Annotated in this window: 18 protein-coding genes; 9 read left to right on the top strand and 9 right to left on the bottom strand. The window is 57.9% G+C overall.

Features of this window, described 5'->3' with window-relative positions; all coding sequences use genetic code 11:
* The first annotated feature begins 55 nt into the window (after positions 1-55).
* On the top strand, positions 56-853 hold the full coding sequence (locus FWJ25_RS16410) for an undecaprenyl-diphosphate phosphatase (protein ID WP_149601350.1): 798 nt from the start codon (positions 56-58) through the stop codon (positions 851-853).
* Positions 854-1,038: 185 nt separating this feature from the next.
* Here the strand turns inward: FWJ25_RS16410 and uvrD are convergent, their stop codons facing one another.
* A complete protein-coding gene (gene uvrD, locus FWJ25_RS16415; protein WP_149601351.1) occupies positions 1,039-3,204 on the bottom strand; it encodes a DNA helicase II in 2,166 nt (721 codons plus the stop codon).
* A gap of 241 nt (positions 3,205-3,445) precedes the next feature.
* Positions 3,446-4,894, bottom strand: coding sequence for an NAD-dependent succinate-semialdehyde dehydrogenase (locus FWJ25_RS16420; protein ID WP_149601352.1), 1,449 nt, complete (start codon positions 4,892-4,894; stop codon positions 3,446-3,448).
* 173 nt (positions 4,895-5,067) lie between these two features.
* On the opposite strand from FWJ25_RS16420, the gene FWJ25_RS16425 reads away from it, so the two are divergent.
* Complete coding sequence (locus FWJ25_RS16425) at positions 5,068-6,081, top strand: histone deacetylase family protein (RefSeq protein WP_149601353.1); 1,014 nt, start codon at positions 5,068-5,070, stop codon at positions 6,079-6,081.
* A gap of 1 nt (position 6,082) precedes the next feature.
* On the opposite strand, the gene thiI is transcribed toward FWJ25_RS16425, so the two are convergent.
* Positions 6,083-7,537 carry a tRNA uracil 4-sulfurtransferase ThiI gene (thiI, locus tag FWJ25_RS16430; protein ID WP_149601354.1) on the bottom strand — a complete coding sequence of 485 codons (1,455 nt, stop codon included), beginning with the start codon at positions 7,535-7,537 and terminating at the stop codon, positions 6,083-6,085.
* Between the two features lie 150 nt (positions 7,538-7,687).
* Between thiI and ppnN the strand changes: the two genes are divergently transcribed.
* Entirely contained in the window at positions 7,688-9,070 is a 1,383-nt protein-coding gene (gene ppnN / locus FWJ25_RS16435; RefSeq protein WP_149601355.1) for a nucleotide 5'-monophosphate nucleosidase PpnN, read from the top strand.
* 25 nt (positions 9,071-9,095) lie between these two features.
* On the opposite strand, the gene FWJ25_RS16440 is transcribed toward ppnN, so the two are convergent.
* Positions 9,096-9,428 (bottom strand): c-type cytochrome, encoded by a 333-nt coding sequence (locus FWJ25_RS16440; RefSeq protein WP_149601403.1) that lies wholly within the window; start codon positions 9,426-9,428, stop codon positions 9,096-9,098.
* Between the two features lie 232 nt (positions 9,429-9,660).
* On the opposite strand from FWJ25_RS16440, the gene FWJ25_RS16445 reads away from it, so the two are divergent.
* Positions 9,661-10,764, top strand: coding sequence for an enoyl-CoA hydratase/isomerase family protein (locus FWJ25_RS16445; protein ID WP_149601356.1), 1,104 nt, complete (start codon positions 9,661-9,663; stop codon positions 10,762-10,764).
* A gap of 3 nt (positions 10,765-10,767) precedes the next feature.
* Here FWJ25_RS16445 and FWJ25_RS16450 read toward each other — a convergent pair whose 3' ends face one another.
* Positions 10,768-11,463, bottom strand: a complete 696-nt coding sequence (locus tag FWJ25_RS16450; RefSeq protein WP_149601357.1) for an ankyrin repeat domain-containing protein — start codon at positions 11,461-11,463, stop codon at positions 10,768-10,770.
* 70 nt (positions 11,464-11,533) lie between these two features.
* Positions 11,534-13,705 carry a tRNA(Met) cytidine acetyltransferase TmcA gene (locus FWJ25_RS16455; RefSeq protein ID WP_149601358.1) on the bottom strand — a complete coding sequence of 724 codons (2,172 nt, stop codon included), beginning with the start codon at positions 13,703-13,705 and terminating at the stop codon, positions 11,534-11,536.
* 36 nt (positions 13,706-13,741) lie between these two features.
* Here FWJ25_RS16455 and FWJ25_RS16460 point away from each other — a divergent pair, with 36 nt between their 5' ends.
* The 3 genes from FWJ25_RS16460 to FWJ25_RS16470 all read left to right on the top strand — a co-directional run bounded on the left by FWJ25_RS16460 (position 13,742) and on the right by FWJ25_RS16470 (position 17,996).
* Positions 13,742-16,063 (top strand): ATP-dependent helicase, encoded by a 2,322-nt coding sequence (locus tag FWJ25_RS16460; protein ID WP_149601359.1) that lies wholly within the window; start codon positions 13,742-13,744, stop codon positions 16,061-16,063.
* A gap of 153 nt (positions 16,064-16,216) precedes the next feature.
* A complete protein-coding gene (locus FWJ25_RS16465; RefSeq protein ID WP_149601360.1) occupies positions 16,217-17,422 on the top strand; it encodes an OmpA family protein in 1,206 nt (401 codons plus the stop codon).
* 70 nt (positions 17,423-17,492) lie between these two features.
* Positions 17,493-17,996, top strand: coding sequence for a DUF4124 domain-containing protein (locus FWJ25_RS16470; RefSeq protein WP_149601361.1), 504 nt, complete (start codon positions 17,493-17,495; stop codon positions 17,994-17,996).
* Here FWJ25_RS16470 and FWJ25_RS16475 read toward each other — a convergent pair.
* The 3 genes from FWJ25_RS16475 to FWJ25_RS16485 are packed head-to-tail and all read right to left on the bottom strand — an operon-like array spanning position 17,953 to position 21,318.
* Positions 17,953-19,182, bottom strand: coding sequence for a methyltransferase (locus tag FWJ25_RS16475; protein ID WP_246166864.1), 1,230 nt, complete (start codon positions 19,180-19,182; stop codon positions 17,953-17,955). The genes FWJ25_RS16470 and FWJ25_RS16475 overlap by 44 nt on opposite strands.
* Positions 19,175-20,491: a D-amino acid dehydrogenase gene (locus tag FWJ25_RS16480; protein ID WP_281292556.1), complete on the bottom strand. Its 1,317-nt coding sequence runs from the start codon at positions 20,489-20,491 to the stop codon at positions 19,175-19,177. Before FWJ25_RS16480 ends, FWJ25_RS16475 begins: the two co-directional genes overlap by 8 nt.
* Complete coding sequence (locus tag FWJ25_RS16485; RefSeq protein ID WP_149601364.1) at positions 20,488-21,318, bottom strand: polyphosphate kinase 2 family protein; 831 nt, start codon at positions 21,316-21,318, stop codon at positions 20,488-20,490. The genes FWJ25_RS16480 and FWJ25_RS16485 overlap by 4 nt, the downstream gene beginning before the upstream one ends.
* A gap of 120 nt (positions 21,319-21,438) precedes the next feature.
* Between FWJ25_RS16485 and FWJ25_RS16490 the strand changes: the two genes are divergently transcribed.
* A complete protein-coding gene (locus FWJ25_RS16490; protein ID WP_149601365.1) occupies positions 21,439-22,248 on the top strand; it encodes a TatD family hydrolase in 810 nt (269 codons plus the stop codon).
* Positions 22,245-23,819 (top strand): Na/Pi cotransporter family protein, encoded by a 1,575-nt coding sequence (locus FWJ25_RS16495; RefSeq protein ID WP_149601366.1) that lies wholly within the window; start codon positions 22,245-22,247, stop codon positions 23,817-23,819. Before FWJ25_RS16490 ends, FWJ25_RS16495 begins: the two co-directional genes overlap by 4 nt.
* Positions 23,820-23,826: the final 7 nt, after the last annotated feature.

Below are 23,826 nucleotides of genomic sequence, written 5' to 3' on the forward strand. Positions count from 1 at the left end.
CCAGTTTTTGGCTCCAGGCACCGGCTCCAACCCACGAAACCAGACGGAAACGCACATGGATCTTTTCCAGGCCCTTTTTCTTGGCCTCCTTCAGGGACTGACCGAATTCCTTCCTATCTCAAGCTCTGCCCACCTGATCCTGACACCAGCGTTTTTTGGCTGGACCGATCAGGGCGTTGGTTTTGACCTCTCGGTTCACGTGGGCACGCTGCTGGCTGTGGTTCTGTATTTCCGAAGGGATGTCTTCGGGATTGCGAAAGATGGCCTGATTTCCATGGCCCAGCGCAAGATTGTCGGCCAGGGGGCTCTGGCCTGGTATCTGGTGATCGGCACCATCCCCGCAGGACTCGCGGGCCTGGCATTGCTGGATATGATCGACAATGAGCTGCGGGGCGCCGGGGTTATTTTCATAACGACTCTGGTATTCGGCATCCTCCTGGGCATTGCCGACTGGCTACCAAGACGGGAACGGTCACTTGATTCCCTGAGCTGGAAAGACGCCCTTGTTGTCGGTATTGCCCAGGCCTTCGCCCTGGTTCCCGGCACGTCCCGTTCCGGTGTAACGATCACCGCGGGCCTTTTCCTCGGCATGACCCGCGAAACCGCGTCCCGTTTCTCTTTCCTGCTGGCAATTCCGATTATTGTTCTGGCTTCAGGCGTAAAACTGCTGGAAGTAGCCTCTTCCGATGTCATCGTCGACTGGAATGGTTTCCTGATTGGCGGAATCACGTCCTTTGTGATGGCCATTACGGCGATCCACTTCTTCCTGAAGTGGCTCAATACTGTGGGAATGTGGCCTTATGTTATCTATCGAATAATTCTGGCTGCCGTGATTTACGCAGTCTTGATGTGAGGCCCGGTGGTTTGGCCCGATTGGCTGGGGTGATTTAAAAACCGCTCCTTCGGCACGTCCATGTGACGCTTGGGCTCCGCCATCCATGGCTCCGCACATTTTTAAATCACCCCAGCCAATCCGGCCTTCTATCACTCGAATGGCCTAACAGCCCACCCAACAAAACCTGTACCAACGCCACAGTTTCAGCAGGCCTCCAGCGGCGCATAAGCCAATACCAACCACTTGGGTCCTTCGTCGAAATTCACCTGAACCCGGGTATGATGCCCCGATCCCTCGCAGTTCATGACGATACCCTCGCCGAACTTGGGATGACGAACCCGCTGGCCAAGGCTGAAACCGGCCTGCTGGGCAGAGTCCTGGCTGAACATACTTTCATTAGGGCGCTCCACCATGGCCGGGCGGGTCACGGTATTACGCAGGCGCACTTCCTGAATACAGTCCGCCGGGATTTCGCGGGCGAAGCGGGACAGGGCATTGAACTTCTCTTGCCCGTACAAACGGCGGGATTCTGCGTAAGTAAGCACCAGCTTCTTCATCGCACGGGTGATACCCACGTAGGCCAATCGGCGCTCTTCTTCCATGCGCCCGGGCTCTTCCAGAGACATCCCGTGGGGGAACAACCCTTCTTCCACACCCGCCAGGAACACCAACGGGAACTCCAGGCCCTTGGCCGAGTGCAGGGTCATCAGCTGTACACTGTCCTCATGGGCTTCCGCCTGGGATTCTCCCGCATCCAGTGCCGCCTGGGCGATGAACTCGGAAAGCGGGTCCACGCCCTCTTCCACCTCAAAGTCTGACAACGCATTCACCAGTTCCTCAAGGTTTTCGACGCGGGCCTGCCCTTTTTCGCCTTTTTCACTGGCGTGGTAGTCCTTCAGGCCACTCATTTCGATGGTCTGTTTCATCAGGCCGTGCAGGGAGGCGTCGTCCACCATCTCCGACAAGGCTTCGATCAAACCAATGAACGACTGCAGCCCGGTCTTGGCCCGGCCTTTAACCTGCCCGGCTTCCAGCAGGCGCTCTGCGGATTCCCAGAGGGAAATGCTTTGGGTTGTGGCGTACTCCCGCAGTTCCCCAAGGCTCTTGGCGCCGATACCCCGGGTAGGTACGTTCACAACCCGCTCAAAAGCGGCATCATCCCGGCGATAATGAACCAGCCTCAGATAAGCCAGTGCGTTACGGATTTCCTGGCGGTCGTAGAAGCGCAGGCCACCATAGACTCGGTAGGGTATGCCCTGTCTCATCAGGGCTTCTTCCAGCACCCGGGACTGGGCATTGGAACGATAGAGAATCGCGGACTCACTGCGCAGGTTACCTTCCTGAACCCAGGCAGAAATGCTGTCGGCGATGTAGTTGGCTTCATCCTGCTCATTGAAGGCCGCGTAGAGACTGATCGGCTCACCCTCCGGACCGTCTGTCCACAGCTCTTTCCCCAAACGCCCCTGGTTGTTGGCGATCACTGCGTTGGCGGCTTTCAGGATGGTCTGGGTGGAGCGGTAATTCTGCTCAAGGCGAACTAGCCGGGCATTAGGGAAATCCCGCTGGTACTGCTGGATGTTCTCGATCTTGGCCCCGCGCCAGCCGTAGATGGACTGATCATCATCTCCAACGACCGTCAGCGGTACGCGGTTGGAAGCCAACACCTGCAGCCAGGCGTATTGAATCGTGTTGGTATCCTGGAACTCGTCCACCAGAATGTGCTGGAAGCGTGTCTGGTAATGGGCCAGCAACTCGGGCCGGTGCAGCCAGAGCTCGTGGGAACGCAGCAGCAGTTCACCGAAATCCACCAGGCCACTCTGCTGGCAGAGCTGTTCATACTGGCGATAGATTTTGAGCATCACAGACGTGAAGTGATCCCCGGGATTGTCCTGGATATGATCAGCCCTCAGGCCTTCATCTTTCTGGCTGTTGATAAACCACTGGGCCTGCTTCGGCGGCCAGCGGCTCTCGTCAATCTGGTTTTCCCGCATCACGCGCTTGATCAGGCGAAGCTGATCATCGCTGTCCAGTACCTGAAAGTTCTCCGGCAGCCCTGCATCCTGCCAGTGGGATCGCAACAGTCGGTGGGCAATGCCATGGAAGGTCCCGAACCAGAGCCCGCGCGCCGGGATCTGCATCATCTGCTCAATCCGGAAGCGCATTTCCTTGGCCGCCTTGTTGGTAAAAGTCACCGCCAGAATGCCGGTCGGCGGCACTCTGTCCACGGTCATCAACCACGCGATCCGATGCACCAGCACCCGGGTTTTACCGCTGCCAGCGCCGGCCAACACAAGCAAATGATCGTTCTGTGCCGTTACAGCCTCACGCTGGGCGTCATTAAGGGGATCGATGATATGGGAGACGTCCATAGGAATAGATTCGCTACTGGTTAAATAAACAGGTCAGGAAGTATAACAGGACTTAGGAGGGGTTGTCGGGGGCGTCAATAGCTCTCGCCTTGTGGAGTTAACGCACAGGGGAGGTGACGCTGTTCAGGACACGCTACGAGCACGTCCGTGTGCGCTTGGGTGTGGCCGTCCTTGGCCACACACAGTCCTGAACAGCGTCACCTCCCCTGCGCTTTCATGCTGGGGCGCGAGCTTTTCTGATTTAGAAACCTCTGGGAACCGTTTGAGCTTCGACGAATTCAAACAGTCCCTCAAGACCACCCTCGCGGCCAATGCCGGAGGCTTTCATGCCGCCAAACGGCGCTTCCGGCGTTGGACCGGTGCCAGTATTCCAGCCGACGTGGCCGAAACGGAGACCGCCTGCGACTCGCTGAGCACGCTCAGGGTCCGCAGTGAATACGTAAGAAGCCAACCCGAACTCAGTGTCATTACCGGCTGCGATGACTTCGTCTTCAGAAGAGAACAAAGCCATCGGAACCAGCGGCCCAAAGGTTTCTTCCTGATAGCAGCACATATCGCGGTTAACACCCAACACCACGGTCGGAGGGAAGAACAACCCATCTCCCAGCTCGGCAGGGGGTTTGCCCGCAACCAGGCTTGCGCCCTTGTCCAGAGCGTCTTCGAGGTGTCGTTTAACTTTGTCGAACCCCTGTTTGTTAACCAACGGTCCGATGTCGACACCCTCAATCATCCCGTCGCCGACGGTCATTCTGCTGACCCGATCCGCCAGTTTTTCACCGAAAGCATCAGCCACTTTCTCGTGCACGAATATGCGGTTAGCACAGACGCAGGTCTGGCCACCGCCACGGAATTTGTTGGCAATCAGGTTGTCAGCAGCCGCATCTAGATCCGCATCGTCAAACACGATGTACGGGGCATTGCCGCCCAGTTCGAGGGCCAGTTTCTTGATCTGCGGAGCGGAGTCCACATACAACTGGCGGCCGACCTCGGTGGATCCGGTAAAGCTGATCATCGGTACGTCCGGATGCTCACACAGCACTTTACCGATCATGCTGGCCTTGCCCATTACCAGATTGACCATGCCATCAGGCAAATCGAGTTTGTCCATCAGGCTGAAGAAAGCAATCATGGTAAGCGGCGTTTCGCTCGCCGGCTTGATCACAGACGGACAACCCGCCGCAAGGGCCGCAGAAAGCTTCTTCGCAATCATGCCGATGGGGAAGTTCCAGGGCACGATCAGTCCCGTGACGCCTATCGGACGATAGTGAACCGTCCACGTGCAGTCTTTGGGCTTTTCGGGAATCGTATGGGCGTCCAGGGCCTGAATGTGCTTCGCGCAATAGTCGAAAAAGCCCGCGGCATAGTCCACTTCCCCCTGGGCCTCAGGCCAGGGCTTCCCATGTTCCATGCACAGAATCCGGCCGACCTCCTCTTTGTTTTCCCTGAGGACATCGCGAATATCTTCCAACCATTTTCTTCGGGTTTCTATGGGATAGGGCGAGGTGAGTTTCAACGCGGACTTTCCCGCTTCAACTGCGGCCATCACGTCACTTTCCGGCATTGAAGCTACTTTCGCGATTACATCTCCCGTCGCCGGGTTGTATACGTCGAAAGTGGTTCCCTGTTCATTGCCCGTCCAGCGACCGTTGATATAACCAGTCAGCTTTCCCAGCAGTGGTGACTCGATCATCTCGACTCCTCTTCTGTCTCAGCTGCATCCCCTGCGGGATCAGGTTTGCGTCAATGGGTTATGTCTTCCATAGTGGATGCAGAACCTCTTACTGTAAAGTCGGTGGCCGGGCTTTTGACCATCACCTGACGGCACCTATACTCGGAGAATCAGAAACCCAGGAGGCCGGATTCATGAAAGCATTTTTTCATCCCGCGCAAGACCAGCACATTCCCAAAACCTACTTCACCCGTGGTCAGATGCGCGAACCCCAGGAGGTTCCTGATCGCACAGCCCACATGCTGGAAGGGCTGAGACAGATGGGAGTTCAGGTGCTACAACCTTCCGACCAGGGGGCGGGGCCAATATCGGACGTTCACGATCTGGGCTACCTCCGTTTTCTGGAATCCGCCCATCGGCGATGGATGGAAATGGGTGACTGGGGCGACGAGGTTATGTCGAACATCTTTGTGCGTTCACCCAATCATTTGACCGGCGTGCTGGCGGAGGCCGCCCGCTACCAGGCCGACGGCAGTTCACCGATTGGCGCCAATACCTGGAACGCTGCCTACTGGTCGGCCCAGACCGCCTTGGGCGGCGCGGATGCGCTGATCGCAGGAGAGCGCACGGCCTACGCCGTTTGCCGTCCGCCGGGCCATCATGCCCGCAAGGATGCCGCGGGAGGGTTCTGCTATCTGAATAACTGCGCCATCGCTGCAGAACATCTGAAATCGCGCTTCCCGAAGGTTGCCATTCTCGACACCGACATGCACCACGGCCAAGGCATTCAGGAAATTTTCTACGACCGAAGCGATGTGCTTTACGTGTCGATCCACGGCGACCCGACCAACTTCTATCCAGTAGTCACAGGCTATGAAAATGAACGCGGTGAAGGGGATGGTTTCGGCTACAACATCAACCTGCCGATGCCCCACGGTTCGACGGAAGATGATTTCTTTAACCGGCTGGATGAAGCTCTCGCCGCCCTGAAACTGTATCAGCCGGATGTGCTGGTGCTGGCTCTGGGTTTCGACATTTACAAAAACGATCCCCAAGCCAAAGTTTCCGTCAGTTCCGAAGGGTTCTGCCGTCTCAGTACAGAGATCCGCAAGCTCGGTTTGCCCACATTGGTGGTTCAGGAAGGGGGGTATGATCTGGACGCCCTCAGTGAGAACGTCCAGCAATTCTTCAAGGGACTGGCAATCTGAATCAGGAGGCGGGTGCGTACACTTTGATGTTGTCGTGCCCTTCCGCTTTCAGGTGAACTGCATGCATGCGGCTCATGGTGCCCCGATCGCAATACAGCAGGTATTGCCGGTTCGCCGGCAACTCTTCGATTTTCTGGTTCAGCTCGTAGAACGGAATCTGGAGAATTTCGTTATTGGTAAGCGTCAGCGGTGACTGTTCCCCCTCACTGGGATGGCGAACATCAATGATGACATCATCCACGCCCGGGGTCTGAACCAGTTCCACCTCTTCCGGCGTTACCGTGGTATCCATCAGTTTGGTCAGCGGGGTTTCTTCCCGGGTTTCAATGGCCCGCGCCAGAACCTCGGGGTCCATCTGTGCTTCATCTTCCTCTACGCGATGCAGTTTGGCCCTTGTCGCCGGTTTCTGGGAAATCACGCCACAGTATTCCGGCATGGTGCGGGCAAATGGCTCCGTGCCAATTTCCTTGGCGATGCCGATGATGGTTTCCTTATCCATGGAAATGAGCGGACGTAACACCACTTCGTCGCTGGCCCGATCCACCACATTCAGATTGGTCAGGGTCTGGCTGGATACCTGCGCCACAGCATCACCGGTTACCAGGCCGTTGGCATTGTTGGTCTGAGATATTTCACAGGCAGCCTTGAGCATCTGGCGCTTCAGAACCACACCCCAATGACGGTGATTCACAGACTTCATAATCTCGGCGATCACACCGTCAAAAGGCACAGAAATAAACTTGGCGTTGTGGGAAGAGCCATAACGCTCCCAGAGGTAATGCACCACCTGCCGAACCCCGACTTCGTGGGCGGTGCCACCAAGATTGAAGAACAGGAAGTGGGTACGAAGGCCCCGGCGCATCATCAGGTATGCGGCAACGGTCGAGTCGTATCCCCCGGATATCAGGGTCATCACGTTTTCAACGCTGCCGAGAGGGAAACCGCCCAAACCACGGTGTTTGCGATGGGCAATGTGGAACTGATTATCCTGCACGCCGATGCGCACTTCCACTTCGGGAGCTTTCAGGTTCACACCGGCCGCGTTGGAATTCATGAGCAAGGCAGCGCCCACGGACCGCTCCATATCCAGGGAGCGGAATTCATGCTGCCCCTGGCGCTTGACCCTCACAGCGAAGGTTTTGCCTTCAAGGCGATCAGCAAAGGCTGCTATTGCTTTCTCAGCAACATCATCAACACTGACAAGCGGGAAGACCGCAATCTCCTGGATCGATGAGATACCCGGAATGCGTGTCAGTTCGTCGATAACGGCACCGGCCAGGCCACGGCCATCCGGAAAGTCCACATTGACCCTGTCCCAGCTGCCTTCAACCACGATTTCGGGGTCGAGACGGATAAGGATTTTGCGAACATTCTGGCGCAAATGGCGCATCTGTTGGCGGCGAACGGGCTTACTCTTGATTGCGACCTCAGCGGCCGGGCGGATAAGAAGTTTCATATAATCGGAATAATGTCGGCTGGCGTATCAGGCGGAAAGCGCCTAGTGTACCTTTTTGCATCAGTGCCTCAAAATCAGGCGTTGCCGAAACAAACGACGAATACCCGCGGCAGCCAGCACTACCAGCAACAATCAGGAGCTCTACCGTTCATGCAAGAACCCACCACCAATGCCCTGGTCTCACCGGAAGGGAGCCTGGAAATCCTGTCAAACTATGAGGTTAGCCGCCTCAAGGACCGCAGTGAAGGCGGTCTGTACCGCTTGTTCCGGCAGTGCGCCCTCGCGGTTCTCAATACCGGTGTAGAAACTGACGACTGTAAGACCCTGATGGAGTCCCACGCCGATTTTGATGTCCGGCTGGTGCCACAACCCCGGGGGCTGAAACTGGAGCTGGTCAACGCTCCGGCTCATGCGTTCGTAGACGGCGAGATGCTGCGAGCTATCCGTGAACACCTCTTCTCGGTTCTTCGGGACATTATTTACTCGAACACCATCCCCCAAAGCCTGTCCGGTTTCCGCCGTGACAACTCCGAGGACCTGACCAATCTGGTCTTCCACATCCTGCGCAATGCCGGGGTTCTGGAAGCCGGCCGGCAGCCGGACCTGGTGGTCTGCTGGGGCGGGCATTCCATCAGCCACGCCGAATACCAGTACAGCAAGGAAATCGGCCATCAGCTCGGTTTACGGGGGCTGAGCATTATTACCGGATGCGGCCCCGGCGCCATGAAGGGCCCAATGAAGGGTGCAACCATCGGACATGCCAAACAAAGGGTGAAGAATGGCCGGTATATCGGCATGACCGAGCCTGGCATTATTGGGGCCGAAGCACCCAACCCGATCGTCAACGAATTGGTGATCATGCCGGATATCGAAAAACGCCTGGAGGCTTTCATCCGCTGTGGTCATGGTGTCATTGTGTTCCCGGGTGGTGTCGGAACGGCTGAGGAAATTCTCTACCTGCTGGGCATTCTGTTACATCCTGACAATGCCGACCTGCCCTTCCCGGTCGTTTTTACAGGCACCAGGGAAAACTCGGAATACTTCGAGATGATCGACAAGTTTATCCGCACTGCCCTCGGTGATGCCGCCGCCAGCAAGTACGAAATCATTATTGATGACCCTGCCCGGGTGGCACAGGCCATGAAGAAAGGCATCAAGGAAGTGGAAACCTTCAGGCGCGCCATGCAGGATGCCTACTATTTCAACTGGATGCTGAAAATCGATGCCGTCTTCCAGCTACCGTTCGAGCCGGATCACGACAACATGCGAGCGTTGGAACTGCACAGGGACCAACCGGTTCATCTGATCGCCGCCAACCTGCGAAAAGCGTTCAGCGGTATTGTGGCAGGTAACGTGAAAGAGAGCGGGATCCGCCGCATACAGGAAAAAGGGCCGTTCGAAATCGCCGGGGACCCGAGCCTGATCAAGCCATTGGAAGCCATGCTTGAACAGTTTGTTGCTCAGAACAGGATGAAACTACCTGGCTCGACCGCCTATAGCCCCTGTTATCGCATCGTCAGTGGAACGGCCTGAGGCCATTCCACTGATCGAACCGGGCTTACTTGCCGCCAGCAGGAAGGCTGGCGAAGTAGGCCGCCAGGTTTGCGATATCGGTATCGCTCAGTGCAGCAGCCTGGCCTTGCATGATGGCCGCCTGGCCGCCATTGCGCTGTTTGTCCTTGTAGGCTTTCAGGGCTGACACCAGATACTGCTCATTCTGACCCGCCAGATTCGGGTAAGTCGGGATCTGGGCAACGCCGCTCTGCCCGTGGCAGGCAGCACAGACAGCTGCCTTGGCCTTGCCTGCAGCAGCGTCTGCGGCAGAAGCGACCGCTGGAACTGCAGCGCTCAGTGCAAAAATTCCTGCAACAGCATAGTGTTTCAGAGTCATTGTCATTAACCTCTCATCATCGTTTTTAGCATTTGCAAACCGGCTTGTGTAACCGGACAGTACCCTGATTTGCACTTATAGCACAGCAAAAGCCTGCCTCAAATGCGATTAATCAAGGCTTTTTGTTCGACGTTCGTCCTCTTTTAATCACACGAGTATAGACCGAGAGTACGAAGACGTCCGAGGCCCGGATTAGCTAACAATAACGGAAAGTTGCTTGGAGAATCACTTAATGTCCATAGAGGTTCGGGAACTTGCCTGCCAGGAAGGCCACATCGGCCTACTGACACTGAATTCACCCGGCACCCTGAATGCGCTGACCGAAACCATGGTCCATGAAGCCCAGGCTGCCCTTGACCGCTGGGCGGCAGATGACCGTATCTGTCTGGTGGTGTTGCAAGGCAACGGTGAGCGGGCATTCTGTGCTGGCGGCAACATCCGTCAGCTGCACAGTGCCATGACCGGTAATGGTGACCCCGAGGCCCCGGCGCGCTTTTTCCGAACGGAATACCGCCTGGACTACGATCTGCACCGGTTTCCCAAACCGGTGATCGGCATCGCCCATGGGGTAGTGATGGGCGGAGGCATGGGTTTGCTGGCAGGCTGCCGCTATCGTCTGGTAACACCGGATATCACCATGGCCATGCCGGAAATTTCCATTGGCCTGTTTCCCGACGTGGGTGCCAGCTGGTTCCTCAACCGTCTGCCGGGCCGTATCGGACTGTTCATGGGGCTGACCGGCGCCCGCCTGAATGTCACAGACGCCATCCGGATCGGGCTCGCGGATATGGTACTGCTTCCCGAAGATCGTACCCCCCTGCTTGAACAATTGCAGGAACAACGCTGGACCGGAGAGGCGGCTGCTGACGATAACAGGCTGTTCCGGCTACTGAATCAGATGCACTCCCCCGACTACCGGGCTCTCGAAACAAGCCACCTGGCCCAGCATGAGCAGCAGATCGCACGCTTGAGTGCAGGCGATGATCTGCCAGCGATCGTCGAGCAGCTATTGGCTGCCGATATCAGCAGCCCCTGGTGGCAGGCCTGTATGGATAATCTCCGCACGGGCTGTCCAGTGACCGCCTGGCTGGTCTGGACACAACTCAAGAAAGCCCAGCAGATGTCGCTCAAGGATGTATTCAGAATGGAGCTCGCCATGGCACAGGAGTGTGTACGCCGCCCAGACCTTCCGGAAGGCATTAGGGCCCGACTGGTGGACAAGGACCACAACCCGTCATGGTCCTATGCCAATGTATCAGACGTTCCTCAGGAAATCGTCGATGCTCACTTCCTGCCGGAATGGGATGATGAAACCGACCCGATGCAGCTGGGCTGACACTCAGAGTTCTGCACCCGCCTGTACCAGCAGCATTTCCAGGTCCCGATAGTGACGGGATCTGGCTATGTCCAGTGCGGTGCTGCCGCCGTGCCCTCTGAAATTGACATCCGCGCCTGCCGACAACAGCATCTCCGACGTCAGCAAATCCCCGTTGGCGACGATCTTCATCAGCAATGACTCCCCGCCCTGGCTGACATTGACGTTGGCTCCAGCCGTCAAAAGCAGCTTCACCACCGACAGATTACCTCGCTCCGCCGCGCGGATGACCGGCGTTGAGCCGTTGACGTCCTCGGCGTTGACGTCCGCACCGGCAGACAACAGCAGCTGCACCAGCCGACGACTGCCGGCTCCGGCTGCGACCATCAACGGGGTTTCACCGTTGCCGGCAGACAGCTCCGGATTTGCGCCCCCGGCCAGCAGATACAAGACCACCCTATCCTGACCGGAAACAACCGCCGCCATCAGAGGAGAACCCTGCTCAGTCAGGGTATTCAGAGATACTCCGGCCTCTGCAAGCACCGTTACCTGCTCCAGATCACCAGAACTCGCCGCTTCAAACAGCGGTGTAGCCGAGGCCGTGCCGTTTTGCCGGGACAGGTTGGTGGACTCCGGGCTCGAAGAGCAGCCGGACAGTCCGGGTAATGCCAATACAAAAGCAGTCAGTACAAGCGGGTAGACGCCGGTTCCCTTGGCCATATTGAACGATCTCTGTTTTTTTAGTTTGGCCTATTCTGGGCAGCAGTCAGCCACAATTAAATCGAGTCGTTCACAACTCCAGTGCATTCTCCCGCATCTTACAGCTCAGCCGTCTCAGACGATCCTCACCATCCCGCTGCCCTGTACACAAACCGGCATGCTGAAGCGCCGCCCAGTCCCACTGCAAAAGAACGGAAGCACACCACAGCGCAGCATCCTGATGATCCAGTACCTGCTCCATGGCACCCGGCACCAGACAGAGCTTCTTCAGCACAGGAAGGCTGAGCAGGAAACCTCGATGCCCCTCACCAAAACTTTCAGCATCGCGGGTATCATCCTCACTCAGCACGGCGGTAGCAGGCAGGGCTGATGTCAGTTCGCCCAGCAGGACTGGCTCCATGGCCGGCCAGGCAAGCGGAGCCAGTGTCAGCCAGTGTTCGGCCAGGCGAACCTGTAAACGTTCCACCAGCTGCCCCCCCGGCGCTGTCTTGCCCGCCATCATCTGGACCGGATATTCGCCACTGCTGGCCTCCTGCTGCAAGCCAACACGAACCAGGCGCAGCCCACACTGGCGCCAGAAAACCAACAGATCGCTGGAACCACCAAAACTGGTTCCGACTGAGTCCAGCCCTTCCGCTGCCAGATGTTCGCTGGCTGCTGTCACCAGACGTTTGCCAATGCTCTGGCGCCGTACATCATCGGCAACAGCTATACGCACCACACGAAGACAGCGCTGGCTGGCCGCTTCGGGAAAGCCACTGTGACTGGCCAGGGACTGAGGCAGGAGATGACCTCTCACCCTTCGCCTTCCGAGCAGAACCTGCCGTGCCAGATCGGGTTCCAGTCCACCTTCGATCGCCCCCCACAACAGACCTACGGTGCGATGACCAAGCCGAGCCCGCCAACTCCTCGCAGCCGGATCGTCCAGCCATTGCCGGAGATCCGCTGGCGTGGTCCGGTAATGGGCATCAACCAGTAATCCAAACGCCTGGGACAAGTCGTCTTCTCCGGACACGGACGGGGACCAGGGCTCAATCACCAGCTTGGTCGAGTCGCAAGACGTATCAGGCCCAGCAGCCAGGTCGGACATGCTGTCGGAGGCACTGTCAGAACCAAGCAGGAAGAGACTCGATATCACCTGCTCCAGCGGATCACCCTGCACCCAGCGAATGGGCTGATCCATGGAAAGGGCCCGCCACTGAGGCGTTTCCAGGTCAAGAACCTGACGAAAGCGGATGGAGAAACCCCGACCAGCCCCTTCATAACCGTGTACCGTCGATACAAAAGCCACTCTGGGCCAGCCCAGCAGGATTTGTTTGAGCAGCGCAGACGGAATGGCTGCCGCCTCATCCACCAACACCACTTCGGCCGCCGGTTTGCGGGCAAGCATTTCCCGCACAGGCAGGTATTCGAGGATGGCACCCGTAGCGGTTTCCAGCCGGTTCCCGGCGACCGAAGCCAGGCCGCCTCCAAGCGACTCCCGGGCGTGTCGAAACAACGTCTGCACGTTATCCTGCTCCGGCGACGTCACCAGAATGTGCTGTCTGCCCCGACGCAACAATTCAGCAGCTGCCAGTCCAAGTGCCGCGGACTTCCCCCGGCCCCGATCAGCGGTGATAACCAGCGGCCGTCTGCGCCGCCCAGTCCCGAATCGGACAAGCTGGTCGACTGCCCGCCGTTGGTCCTCTGTCGGCCCCACCTCAAAGTCGCAGCCGGGTTCCGAGAGCAACGGGCAGTCGCCACCATCCACCGGCGATATCCTGATCACCCCTGGCGATGATGCCACTATGTCAGCCATACGCCCTGCAAACGGATGATCTTGAGCACTGTCCAGTCCGGTGCGGTGATAATCCGGATCCTGGAACTTTCGCCACTGCGACAGCGGCGGCATCATCCAGAACATCAATCCACCGGCCCTGAGAGCTCCGGACAGTGCAGCAAAGGCATCCGGCGGATTGCCCTGCCAGCCGTCCCAGACCACCACCGACAGCTCCCGCCCCAGCCACGTATGGGTTTTATTGGAAGAAATTTCGTTCAGCCGTGTATCCGGCGAAGTGTCCGGATCACCCACCCAGACACCCTCGTCCACCTGAAGCGCAGGTAACAGTGTGCGGAGCCATTCGACACTCAGTGCCCTGTCACCTGTCAACAAAACCAGCCGACGCTCCCCCCTCCGGGCCAGGCGCTCCTGTAGTTGGACCCACTGGGCGACATCGGGATTTGGCAGATTGGCGTCGGTCATTACATCAGGTCCATATAAACGTGGCTGCGAGCAATTATGCGGGACAGCTATCGGCTCTACCAGTTGGCCGCTACAATACGCGCCATGCCTTCAGAAGCTCCCAACTCTCTTCTAGCCGACCTGCCCGGTTTTCTCACCGATGAGCAGCGGGCCATTATTTCCTCGGGTTTCGAACACTCGGTGATTACCGCTGTCGCGGGCAGCGGAAAGACCTCGACGCTTGCATGGCGTATCCGCTACCTGCTTCAACAAGGCCATGACGCGGACCGTATCCTGGTGCTGATGTTTAACCGCAGTGCCCGGGTGGATTTCGAGCGCAAACTGCAGGAGGTCTGCCATCAATCCGGGCTCGCCTTACCGGAAGTCCGAACCTATCACGCCATGGGGTTTCGCCTGTACAAACGCTTTGTACGGGAGGGCTACCTGCCGGATTTCTCCGACAGGATTCTGACCGAGCAGGAAATCGGCTTTCAGGCATGGCAGTTGACTCGAAGGCTGGCTCCGGAAGATCTGGCCGATGAAATACGGCGCAACAAGAAAGATTTTGTGGAAACCGCCACCGGGTTCATTGACCTGGTGAAAACCACCCTGTCTCCGGCGGAGGTCGTCTTTGAGGAGCTGGGCTATGGTGACAAGCACCGCTACCTGATCGACCTCTTCCATGCCTTCGAGCAATGGCGCAAGGGGCAGGCCCGGATAAGCTATGCCGACATGCTGTATGAACCGGTCATGGCCATCCACCAAAACCCGCCACTGCAACGCCTGGTGGGCAACAAAATGGACCTTATCCTGGTGGATGAGTACCAGGACACCAACGAGATCCAGCACCTGCTGCTGCGCTATGTAGCCGGAGATCGCGCGCGGGTGACCGTGGTCGGAGATCCGGACCAGACCATTTACGAGTTCCGGGGTGCCCGGCCTGAGTTCATTCTCAAACGCTTCAGCGACGAGTTCGAAAGCCCGCTGGAGCAGACCCTGAGCTACACCTTCAGGTATGGGCATCAGGTCGCCCTGCTTGCCAACCACCTGATCTGCCACAACACCGGTCGCAAGGATGTGCTGTGCCATTCTCATCCCTCTACCCCCGCCACGCAGGTCACCCTGCATCGCAATGAGAACGATAGCGAAGTCATTCTCGGGATTCTGGGCAACGCGACCAGCCAGGAATTAAGCAACACAGCCGTTCTGTTCCGGGTCTGGAGCCAGAGTGTGCCCATCGAACTCAAGTTGCTTGCCCGGCATATCCCTTATCGCATTGACTCCGGGAAAGGTGCCCTGTTCAGCCGGGAAGTGCAGTCAATCACAGCTCTGCTGATGATCGTGACCGGCCGCCTGGAAAACGTGCCGGATGACGACCGGCTGGACATTGCCCGCCAGATCCTGCGTTTCCCCCATGTTGGCCTGAAAGAGCCGGAACTGGAGCAACTGGCACGCTTCCTGGCGGGGTTCAGCAAGTCCTGGCACGAACGAATCCTGTCCATGGACTTCGACGCCATGGCGCCGATGGCTGCCCGCAAGCTAAGAAAGCTGGGAGATGTACTGGCCCAGCTTCGCGGCTACTCTGGCTCCGTTGCTGGCCTGATCACGGTGTACGTGGAACACACTGATCTATACGAAGGGGTTCGCAGCCTTGCTCTGACTCATGAAAGCGCCGAAGAGCGGATTGATACCATTCAGGGCTTCCGTCAGTACCTGAAGAGCCTGAACATCAGCGCCAATGAAACACTCGACCACCTGAAAGCGCTGAAAAAACAGGCCGGTGAATCCCGGGAAGAAGGGGTGTTGTTGTCCACCATCCATCGCACCAAGGGACTGGAGTGGCCTCGGGTCATCATTCCGGGCCTGCAGGAAAAATACCTGCCCTACAGTCCGCGTCCCCAGAACGACGCCCGGGCTTTTCTGGAAAGCGAACGACGGTTGCTCTACGTGGCAATGACCCGGGTAAAGAACGACCTGCACCTGATCAGCCGTCCCGCCTCCAGCCAGCCTCACCTTGATGGCGACCAGGGGCCGAGCCGGTTTGTGGGTGAGATCTGTTTTGACCTGTCCCGGGAGTTCGGACACTGGCTGGACACCCGTATGCGCGACCGCGACTCAAACATTGAGCTAACAACACCCCTGACGGCAATAAGCCAGCGCTACGGTCAGAGAGAGGGGGTGACTCTTGCGGGAGAGATACCTGAGATCACCAATACGATGGAACCTGTTTGGCATCAACAACGTGTCAGCCATGTGATCTTCGGTTCAGGCTATGTGACCACAGAGGACGAAGCCTCGTTCGAGGTCAGGTTTGATAACGGCGATTCGCTCAATTTCAGCAAGAAAAGTGCGCATCTCTACTTCACGCCTTTGGCCTGACGGGACTAACTACCGTTAACAGATCCCGGCTTACATTGTACGCTGTAACGGTAAGTAACGATTTTTTGTCTTTTTTTGCATGTTAGCCTACATTCCGCGTATATACGCAGGAACGAATCCATCCCCAAACGAGAACAGAACAGGAGGTTCCGCATGAACATCATGCGTCCGCTCGCGATGGCTGCCATCGCCACGACACTGGCAACTCCGGCCCTGGCTGCCGAGCGTCAGGAAATCATCTACATCAACCCTTTCGCAGCCTACCAGTTGTTCGACGACGATAGGGACCTCAGCGAGTCCGGAACCTTCGGCGCGGGTGTGGAATACCGCTTCAAACCGAACTGGGCCATCGAAGCCCTCTACTCCCGTGCAAATGCTGACCGCAAGTACGTGGCCGGTGAATCTGACTTTGAAGAAATCCGTGTTGACGGTACTTACTACTTCGCAGGACCGGAAGAAAGCTGGAACCCATACGTTTCCCTGGGTGCCGGCAACGCCGACTTCGGTACCGATCCTGCCGGCCCCTATACCGCAGGCACCAACCACGATGAGACCCGCGTCAACGTAGGTACGGGTATCCGCTACAACGTCAGCGACAGCATCTCCCTGCGCGGGGATCTCCGTGAATTCCACGGTATCGATGAAAGCACCTTCGATACCCAGGTGTCGCTCGGCATCAGCCTGGCCTTCGCCCGCACAGTCGGTGAGTCTGCACCGGCCAAACCGGCGGACAGCGACAATGACGGTGTTGCCGACGGCCAGGACCAGTGCCCGGGCACTCCGGCTGGCACCACGGTAAACAGCCAGGGCTGTGAGCCGGACTCCGACATGGACGGCGTTGCCGATTCCGCAGATGCCTGCCCGAACACACCAACTGGTGCGGACGTGGACAGCCGCGGCTGTGAGCTCGACAGCGACAACGATGGCGTGGTTAACAGTGCCGATCAGTGCCCGAATACCGCTGCCGGTGCAGACGTCGATGCCAACGGCTGTGAAGGTGTCACTGAAACCATCCAGACCTTCGAAATCGAAGTTCAGTTCCCGACCAACAGCTCTGTTATTGGCGACGCTTACGACGACGAAATCCGCCGTGTAGCGGACTTCCTGAACGAAAATCCGGGAACCAGCGTCGAGATTGCCGGTCACTCTGACAGTGTTGGGAACGCTGACTACAACCAGGCCCTGTCACAGCGCCGTGCAGAAGCCGTTGCCTCCCGTCTGACCGACGCCCTGGGGGTTGATGCAAGCCGCGTTAGCTCCATGGGTTACGGTGAAGACGAGCCGGTGGCATCCAACGATACCGCCGCAGGCCGAGCTGAAAACCGTCGCGTTGAGGCTCGCATCCAGATCATGCGTTGATTCGTAACAACGTATATCTGATGCAGTAAAAGGCGCCTACGGGCGCCTTTTTTATAACAACGGGCACGCCATGATCAGACCACTGTTGCTGACCACCATGCTATTACTGATACCCGGCATTACCTGGAGCAGTGAAGTGTTTCGCTGCCAGGGACCGGATGGCGTAATATTTTCTGATCAGCCCTGCGGCAAAGACGCCACCCGGGTTAACGTCATCGACAACCGAATTGGCGGCAGGCTGAACCAGAATCTTCCCGAACCGGAACCCGAGCCTGAAACCAGCGACGTCCCGGATGACGTCCCGGATGAAGAGAAACAGGCTACAGTTCAGGATTCCGGCACTTGCCGGTTCATCAACTCGACAGATCTTCGCCGCTACATCGTCCGGGAACAGGTGGTTCGGGGCATGACCCGGGACAACGTCCGCCGGGCCTTCGGCAATCCACCGGAAACCTACACTGCCCCCCAGGAAGTCTGGATCTACCAGACCCGATACTACGGTGCTCTTTACGAACTGACGTACGTCTATTTCAGGGATGGCTGCGTGGAACGGGTGGAGTATCGTAAACCCTGATTGCATCAATCAGCAGGTTTCTCGGGGTCAGTGTCCTCGAACAGAACTCACCGACGCGAACCTGATACCCCTGCTCTTCCAGATAAAGCACGTAATCAAACAGCATCCACAACTCTAGTGGGCGGCGAAACAGATGTCGCAGGAGTTCGTACCGGCGCACAGACTTCATACGCCGCTCGCCATAATCCAGCCAGTGCTGAAAGTCCGTGTCTTCCGGAAGCACCAGCTCTCGCTCACATGCAGCCCAGCGGCAGAATGCTCCAAACCCCTCATGCAAGAGCCGGGTCGGGCTGGAAGGTACCGGAAGGTATTCATCGACACCCCTGAGATGGCGCTGAAGTCCATCAAACCCCAGGCGCCACAAAGTCATCCGCTTTGTCTGCTCCCGTACCCGGGTCGGCGCGGTGACGGTTTCCCGGACTGCCAGCCGAAGATCCGACGCGGTCACCGACAACTCAGGTCGGTGACCGCGACCGCTTTGAGACATTGGCTGATAGCGGCCCTTTGTTGTCAGGTGATAACAACAGGGGGACAGACTGATTCGGGACAACCCGGCTTGCGCGCCGCGCCTGAGTAATTGCCGGTGCAGGTCTCCGCAGGCGTGGAGAGCCACCCCGTGACGACTCTCATCCAGTGCCAACCCATCGTCCATGACATCCTGACAATGTACTGTCACCGGATCACCGAACCGCTCTGCCAGCCGATTGCCTTCCCGCACCAGTTCCGGATTCCACTCAAGCCCCTGCACATCAGCAGGACACCGGGCAGCCAGGGTCCGCGAAAGGTGACCTTTGCCACAGCACCAATCCAGAACCGGCTTGTCCAGCGGGCTGATCGCCGCGGTAAACGCACCGGCCTGGAGGCGTTTTCGCCCCGGCATATCGGTAGCACGAACCTCCGGCAGCGTCGCACCGGCCACCTCGTCATCAGCGGGAGCAAGCTCTTCCAGAGAGACCAGCTGAGGGTAGGCCGCCAATGCTGGCAAAGCCTCCGCCACCAGAGCAACCAGTGTTACCGCATCCTCTTCCAGATCAGAGCACTGTTCGTCGGACAACCCGGCCATGAGTTCCGCCAGCTCTGGCCATACCCGGGTCCACGCTGGTTCCGGATCCATGAACGGTGCCGGCAGCCAGAGATCGCGAAGCTCGAAAAGCCAGTCATTGAGCTGCTGCCAACGGCTATTCACTGAAACGCCCCGGCCGGAAAGCGTCGAGACAGACCGAAGGCGTTTCACCATCGATCACCTGGCCAATCACGCTGGCGCTGCCCGCGGACAAAGTCCAGCCGAAGGTGCCATGCCCGGTGTTGAGAAACAGGTTCTGCCGCGGCCCCCGGCCGATGATCGCAGGGCCATCCGGCGTCATTGGCCGGAATCCTGTCCACGCTTCGGCGGCTTCCATATCGGCACAACCGGGGAAACGGGACGCTACAGATCTGCGGATGGTGGCCAACCTTGCCTCGGGAATATTCCGGTTGAAGTCCGCCAGCTCGACAAACCCTGTCGCCCGAATACGATCACCCAGGCGGGTGGAAACAACCTTGTAGTTGTCGTCATGAATCGTCGACGCAGGTGCACGGCTGGCATCTTTGAGAGGCGCTGTCAGGCTGTAGCCCTTCACGGGGTAGATTGGCAGTTTCAGGCCCAGCGGTGCCACCAGCGGATCAGACCAGCATCCGGCACTGACCACAAAGGCATCGCCTTCAATTGTCTCCCGTTGGCCGTCTTCCCGTTCAATCACCACGGCGTTCACCCGGGTATCATCGGCCACCAGACGCTTCGCCCGCACATGGTACCGGAACGTCACCCCGGCCTTTGCGCAGGATTCTGCCAGAGCCCCTGAAAACAGATGGCAGTCGCCAGTAGCGTCTGTGTCGTAACGGATCGCTCCACACAGAGGCCCATCACCCACCATTCCCGGCTCAAGCTCCCGAACCTGGTCCGGAGTCAGCAGGCTGGCAGAGACACCGAGTTCCGCCAGCATCTGCCTGATGGTGCGGTACCCGGTCATGGCTTCCGGGGTACTGGCCAGATGCAACACGCCCTTTTCCTGTCCGTCAAAAGACAGTGAGAGCTCATCCTGGAGAACACCAAAACGTTCACGACTGTGGATCCCCAGTCGCACCATCGCTCGCCGGTTCAGACCAAAGAGCCCGGGGGACCAGGCATAGCGGAGCGTGGAGAACATGAAACGAAGGGTATCCAGCGACGGCGGCATGCGCATTTTCAGGGGGCCATCCTGCTTGACCAGCCACGGCAATGCCTTGAACACCATCGTGGGGTCTGCCCACGGGTAGACCACCCCGTAGGAACGCTGCGCCGCATTGCCCTTACTGGTTTCGTTACCGGCGATGCCATGGCGTTCCAGCACCGTAACCTCATGCCCGCGACGGTTGAGCTCCCAGGCGGTCGTCACACCTACAACCCCGCCACCCACGACTACAATGCGCATGCCTGCCTCCCTGTTTCTGTCGAAAACCGTTTCCGATTGATCTATTTCACACCATTTCTGGCGAGCAATCGTCGATACTCATCCAACACCGCCTGATCTTCCTGCGGGTACTCCGGTGCCAACCGCTGTAACTGGTCCGCCAGGATGGCAGCAACAATGGCACGAGCCTCGGGCTTACGGTCACCCGGCACCACAAACCAGGGCGCTGCATCAGTGTGGGTGTTAGCCAGAGCCTCCTCTGCAAACAATTCATACTGCTGACGTTTATCCCAGCCATCAATATCGGATTTATCGAATTTCCAGCGTTTTCGAGGTTTGTCCAGACGTTTGAGCAAGCGCTGGCGATGCTCGTCTTCCGACAGGTTCAGCCAGATTTTAACGACCGTTGTCCCCTCCTCCACCAGATGCCGCTCGAAGCTCCGGATGGAACGGTAACGGTTATCCCAGTTGTACTCACTCTCGTTCAACACCGGCCAGACCCGCTCGCCGATCACCGCCTCGTGATGGCTGCGGTTGAACGCGACCATTTCGCCAAACCCGGGCAACAGCGGTACAACCCGCCAGAGAAAGTCATGGCGGGCTTCAGCCCCTTGGGGCCGCGAGAACGACCAGGCGTGAAACCCGGCCGGATCGGCGTAGGTAGCCAAAGTGCGGATCAGACTGTCCTTGCCACTGGTATCCGGACCATGGATAACCACCAGCAGGGATCGCCGGCGGTTGGCCCAGAGTCGTCTCTGGAATTCGCCGATCTGCTCCAGGCTTTCTTCCAGTTCAGGCAGGTCCGGAGCATCTGCCAGCGAGGTCTGGTAGTCCCGAAAGTGGCGTTTGTCCGGATCATAACGCCATTGCTTTGCGAAATCGGAGAACTGCATGAAGGAAACTCCCTATCATGGATGTTTGGGGCGACTGTGGCACAAAATGGTAAACTTGGCTGAGATACATTCTCAGAGTAGCAGCCTCACCATGGCTGTGATGGAGTTAAACGGTCGCCAATGAGTAAGAAACGTCGCGAAATTCCCGTCTTCGATCACCCGATCATCGAGACCCACTGCCACCTGGATTACCTCAAGGATCGGCCATTGGAGGAAACCCTTGAGTTAAGCCGGGGTGTCAACATCGAGAAAGTGATCACCATTGCTGTATCGCCGGATAATCTCGCCAGTGTTCGCGAGCTTACTCAGGCAGCGCCCTGGATTTATGGCACTCAGGGCATTCATCCACACGATGCCGAAAGCTATTCCGATGAAGTCGATGAGGAAATCCGGGCTCACGCCAGCGATGACAAGATCGTGGCGATCGGCGAAATCGGTCTGGACTATTTTTACGACAATGCGGATCGGAACGTCCAGCGGCAGGTCTTCCGCCATCAGCTGCAAATCGCCTGCGACACGGATCGTCCGGTCGTTATCCACAGTCGGGACGCCGACGATGACACCATCGAGATTCTCCGTGAATTCGAAAGTACGCTGTCCCGTCGCGGTGTCATTCACAGCTTTACCTCAGGCCCGGGACTGGCCAGGTACGCCCTGGACAATGGCTGGTGCCTTGGCTTCAATGGCATTACAACATTCAACAAAGCCGAAAATGTACGCGATATTGTCCGAATGACGCCAATCGAGCAGATTCTGCTGGAAACGGACTCGCCATTCCTGACACCGGTTCCCTATCGTGGTCGTGAAAACGCACCGTTCTACCTGCCTTTCGTTGCTGAAAAAATTGCGGAAGTGAAGTCTCTCGATCTCGAAGAGGTGTTGGAAAAAACCTACAACAACAGCATAAGGACGTTCTTTCCACAACGATGACAGCATCCATTTTTGAGATCTTCGGTGGCCTGGCGTTGTTCCTCCTGGCCATGGAAATGATGACCGACGGTCTCAAAAGCGCCGCGGGCCATCAGCTCCGGCATTTGTTGGGCACCTGGACCCGAACACCTCTGAGAGGGTTCGCTGCCGGCGTGCTCATCACCGGCATCGTGCAATCCTCCAGCGCGGTAACCGTCGCCACCATCGGTTTTGTGAACGCCGGATTGCTGACCCTCGGGCATTCTCTTGGCGTAGTATTCGGGGCAAATGTCGGAACCACCATGACCGGCTGGCTGGTCAGCCTGGTCGGGTTCGGCATCAAGATTGAAGCTTTTGCCATGCCACTGCTGGCACTGGGCATGGCTCTGCGCCTGATCGCTTCAGAGCAGAGACTGAAATCCATTGGCCAGGCCCTCGCCGGTTTCGCCCTGTTTTTCCTCGCTCTGTCGCTGCTCAAGGAATCCCTGGAAGGACTAACCGGGGGACTGGATGATTCGGTTTTGCCTGGCTCCCGCTATGGCCTGCCGGTCTTCATTCTGGCCGGTTTCCTCGCCACCGTACTGACCCAGTCGTCCAGTGCAGCTCTGGCCATTATCCTGAGCGCAGCGGCAGGCGGCCTTCTCCCCCTGGAAAGCGCGGCGGCTGCTGTGATTGGCGCCAACCTGGGCACTACGTCCACCGCTGCCATTGCGGTTATGAGCGCCACCGCCAACGCCCGGCGCCTGGCGCTGGGGCACGTACTGTTCAACCTGGTAACCGGTGCGATTGCCGTTATCATCCTGCCGCTGATGCTCTGGACCGTTGAAGCTGTCACTCATTGGCTGGAACTGGATACCCATGCGGCTATTTCCCTGGCGTTGTTCCACACCCTCTTCAACATACTGGGCGCCTCAATCATGCTGCCACTGGCCCCGCGGTTTGCCCATTTTCTCAGCCGGCGTTTCCGCAGCCAGGAAGAGGATCATGCCGAACCACGGTTTCTGGACAACACGCTGGTGAGCACCCCCGAGCTGGCAACAGGCGCGGTCGATCAGGAAATGAAACGACTGATTGGTCACGTCAGAGGCCTGTTGCGCGTCTGCATCGACCGGGAAGGTCTGAGACCTGCGCAGGTGCGCGCCACGGCAGAAGCCGCCCGCACCCTCAACCAGTCAATCAATGACTATGTATCCCGCGTCAGGGCCGAACAGATGCACTTGAGCATCGTGGAAAGCCTGAGCCTCAGCATTCGTACATGCCGCTATCTGGCAGAGGTGACCAGCCTGGCTCCGTCACTGATTCAGCTGCGAGACAGCCACAGGAAACCGGAGCTGGAATCCCTGTCAGCAACCTTTGAACATTACCTGGCAACCTTGAGGTCACTGTTCTCCGACACGCCACCTTCCCCGGATACCTTCAGCGAAGCGGAACATTGTTACCACACATTGAAAAACGAGCTGTTAGGGATGATTGTCAGAACGGACATTTCCACCTCCCTGGGAGGGCAGGTGCTTGATGACCTGAGCGCAGTGCGCAGGTTATCCGACCAGTGGTTCAAATCTCAGCAGTGGCACGAAACTGGCGCCCTGTAACCCGGAA

Origin of the sequence: Marinobacter salinexigens (genome assembly GCF_008370345.1) — a bacterium.
Lineage (GTDB): Bacteria > Pseudomonadota > Gammaproteobacteria > Pseudomonadales > Oleiphilaceae > Marinobacter > Marinobacter salinexigens.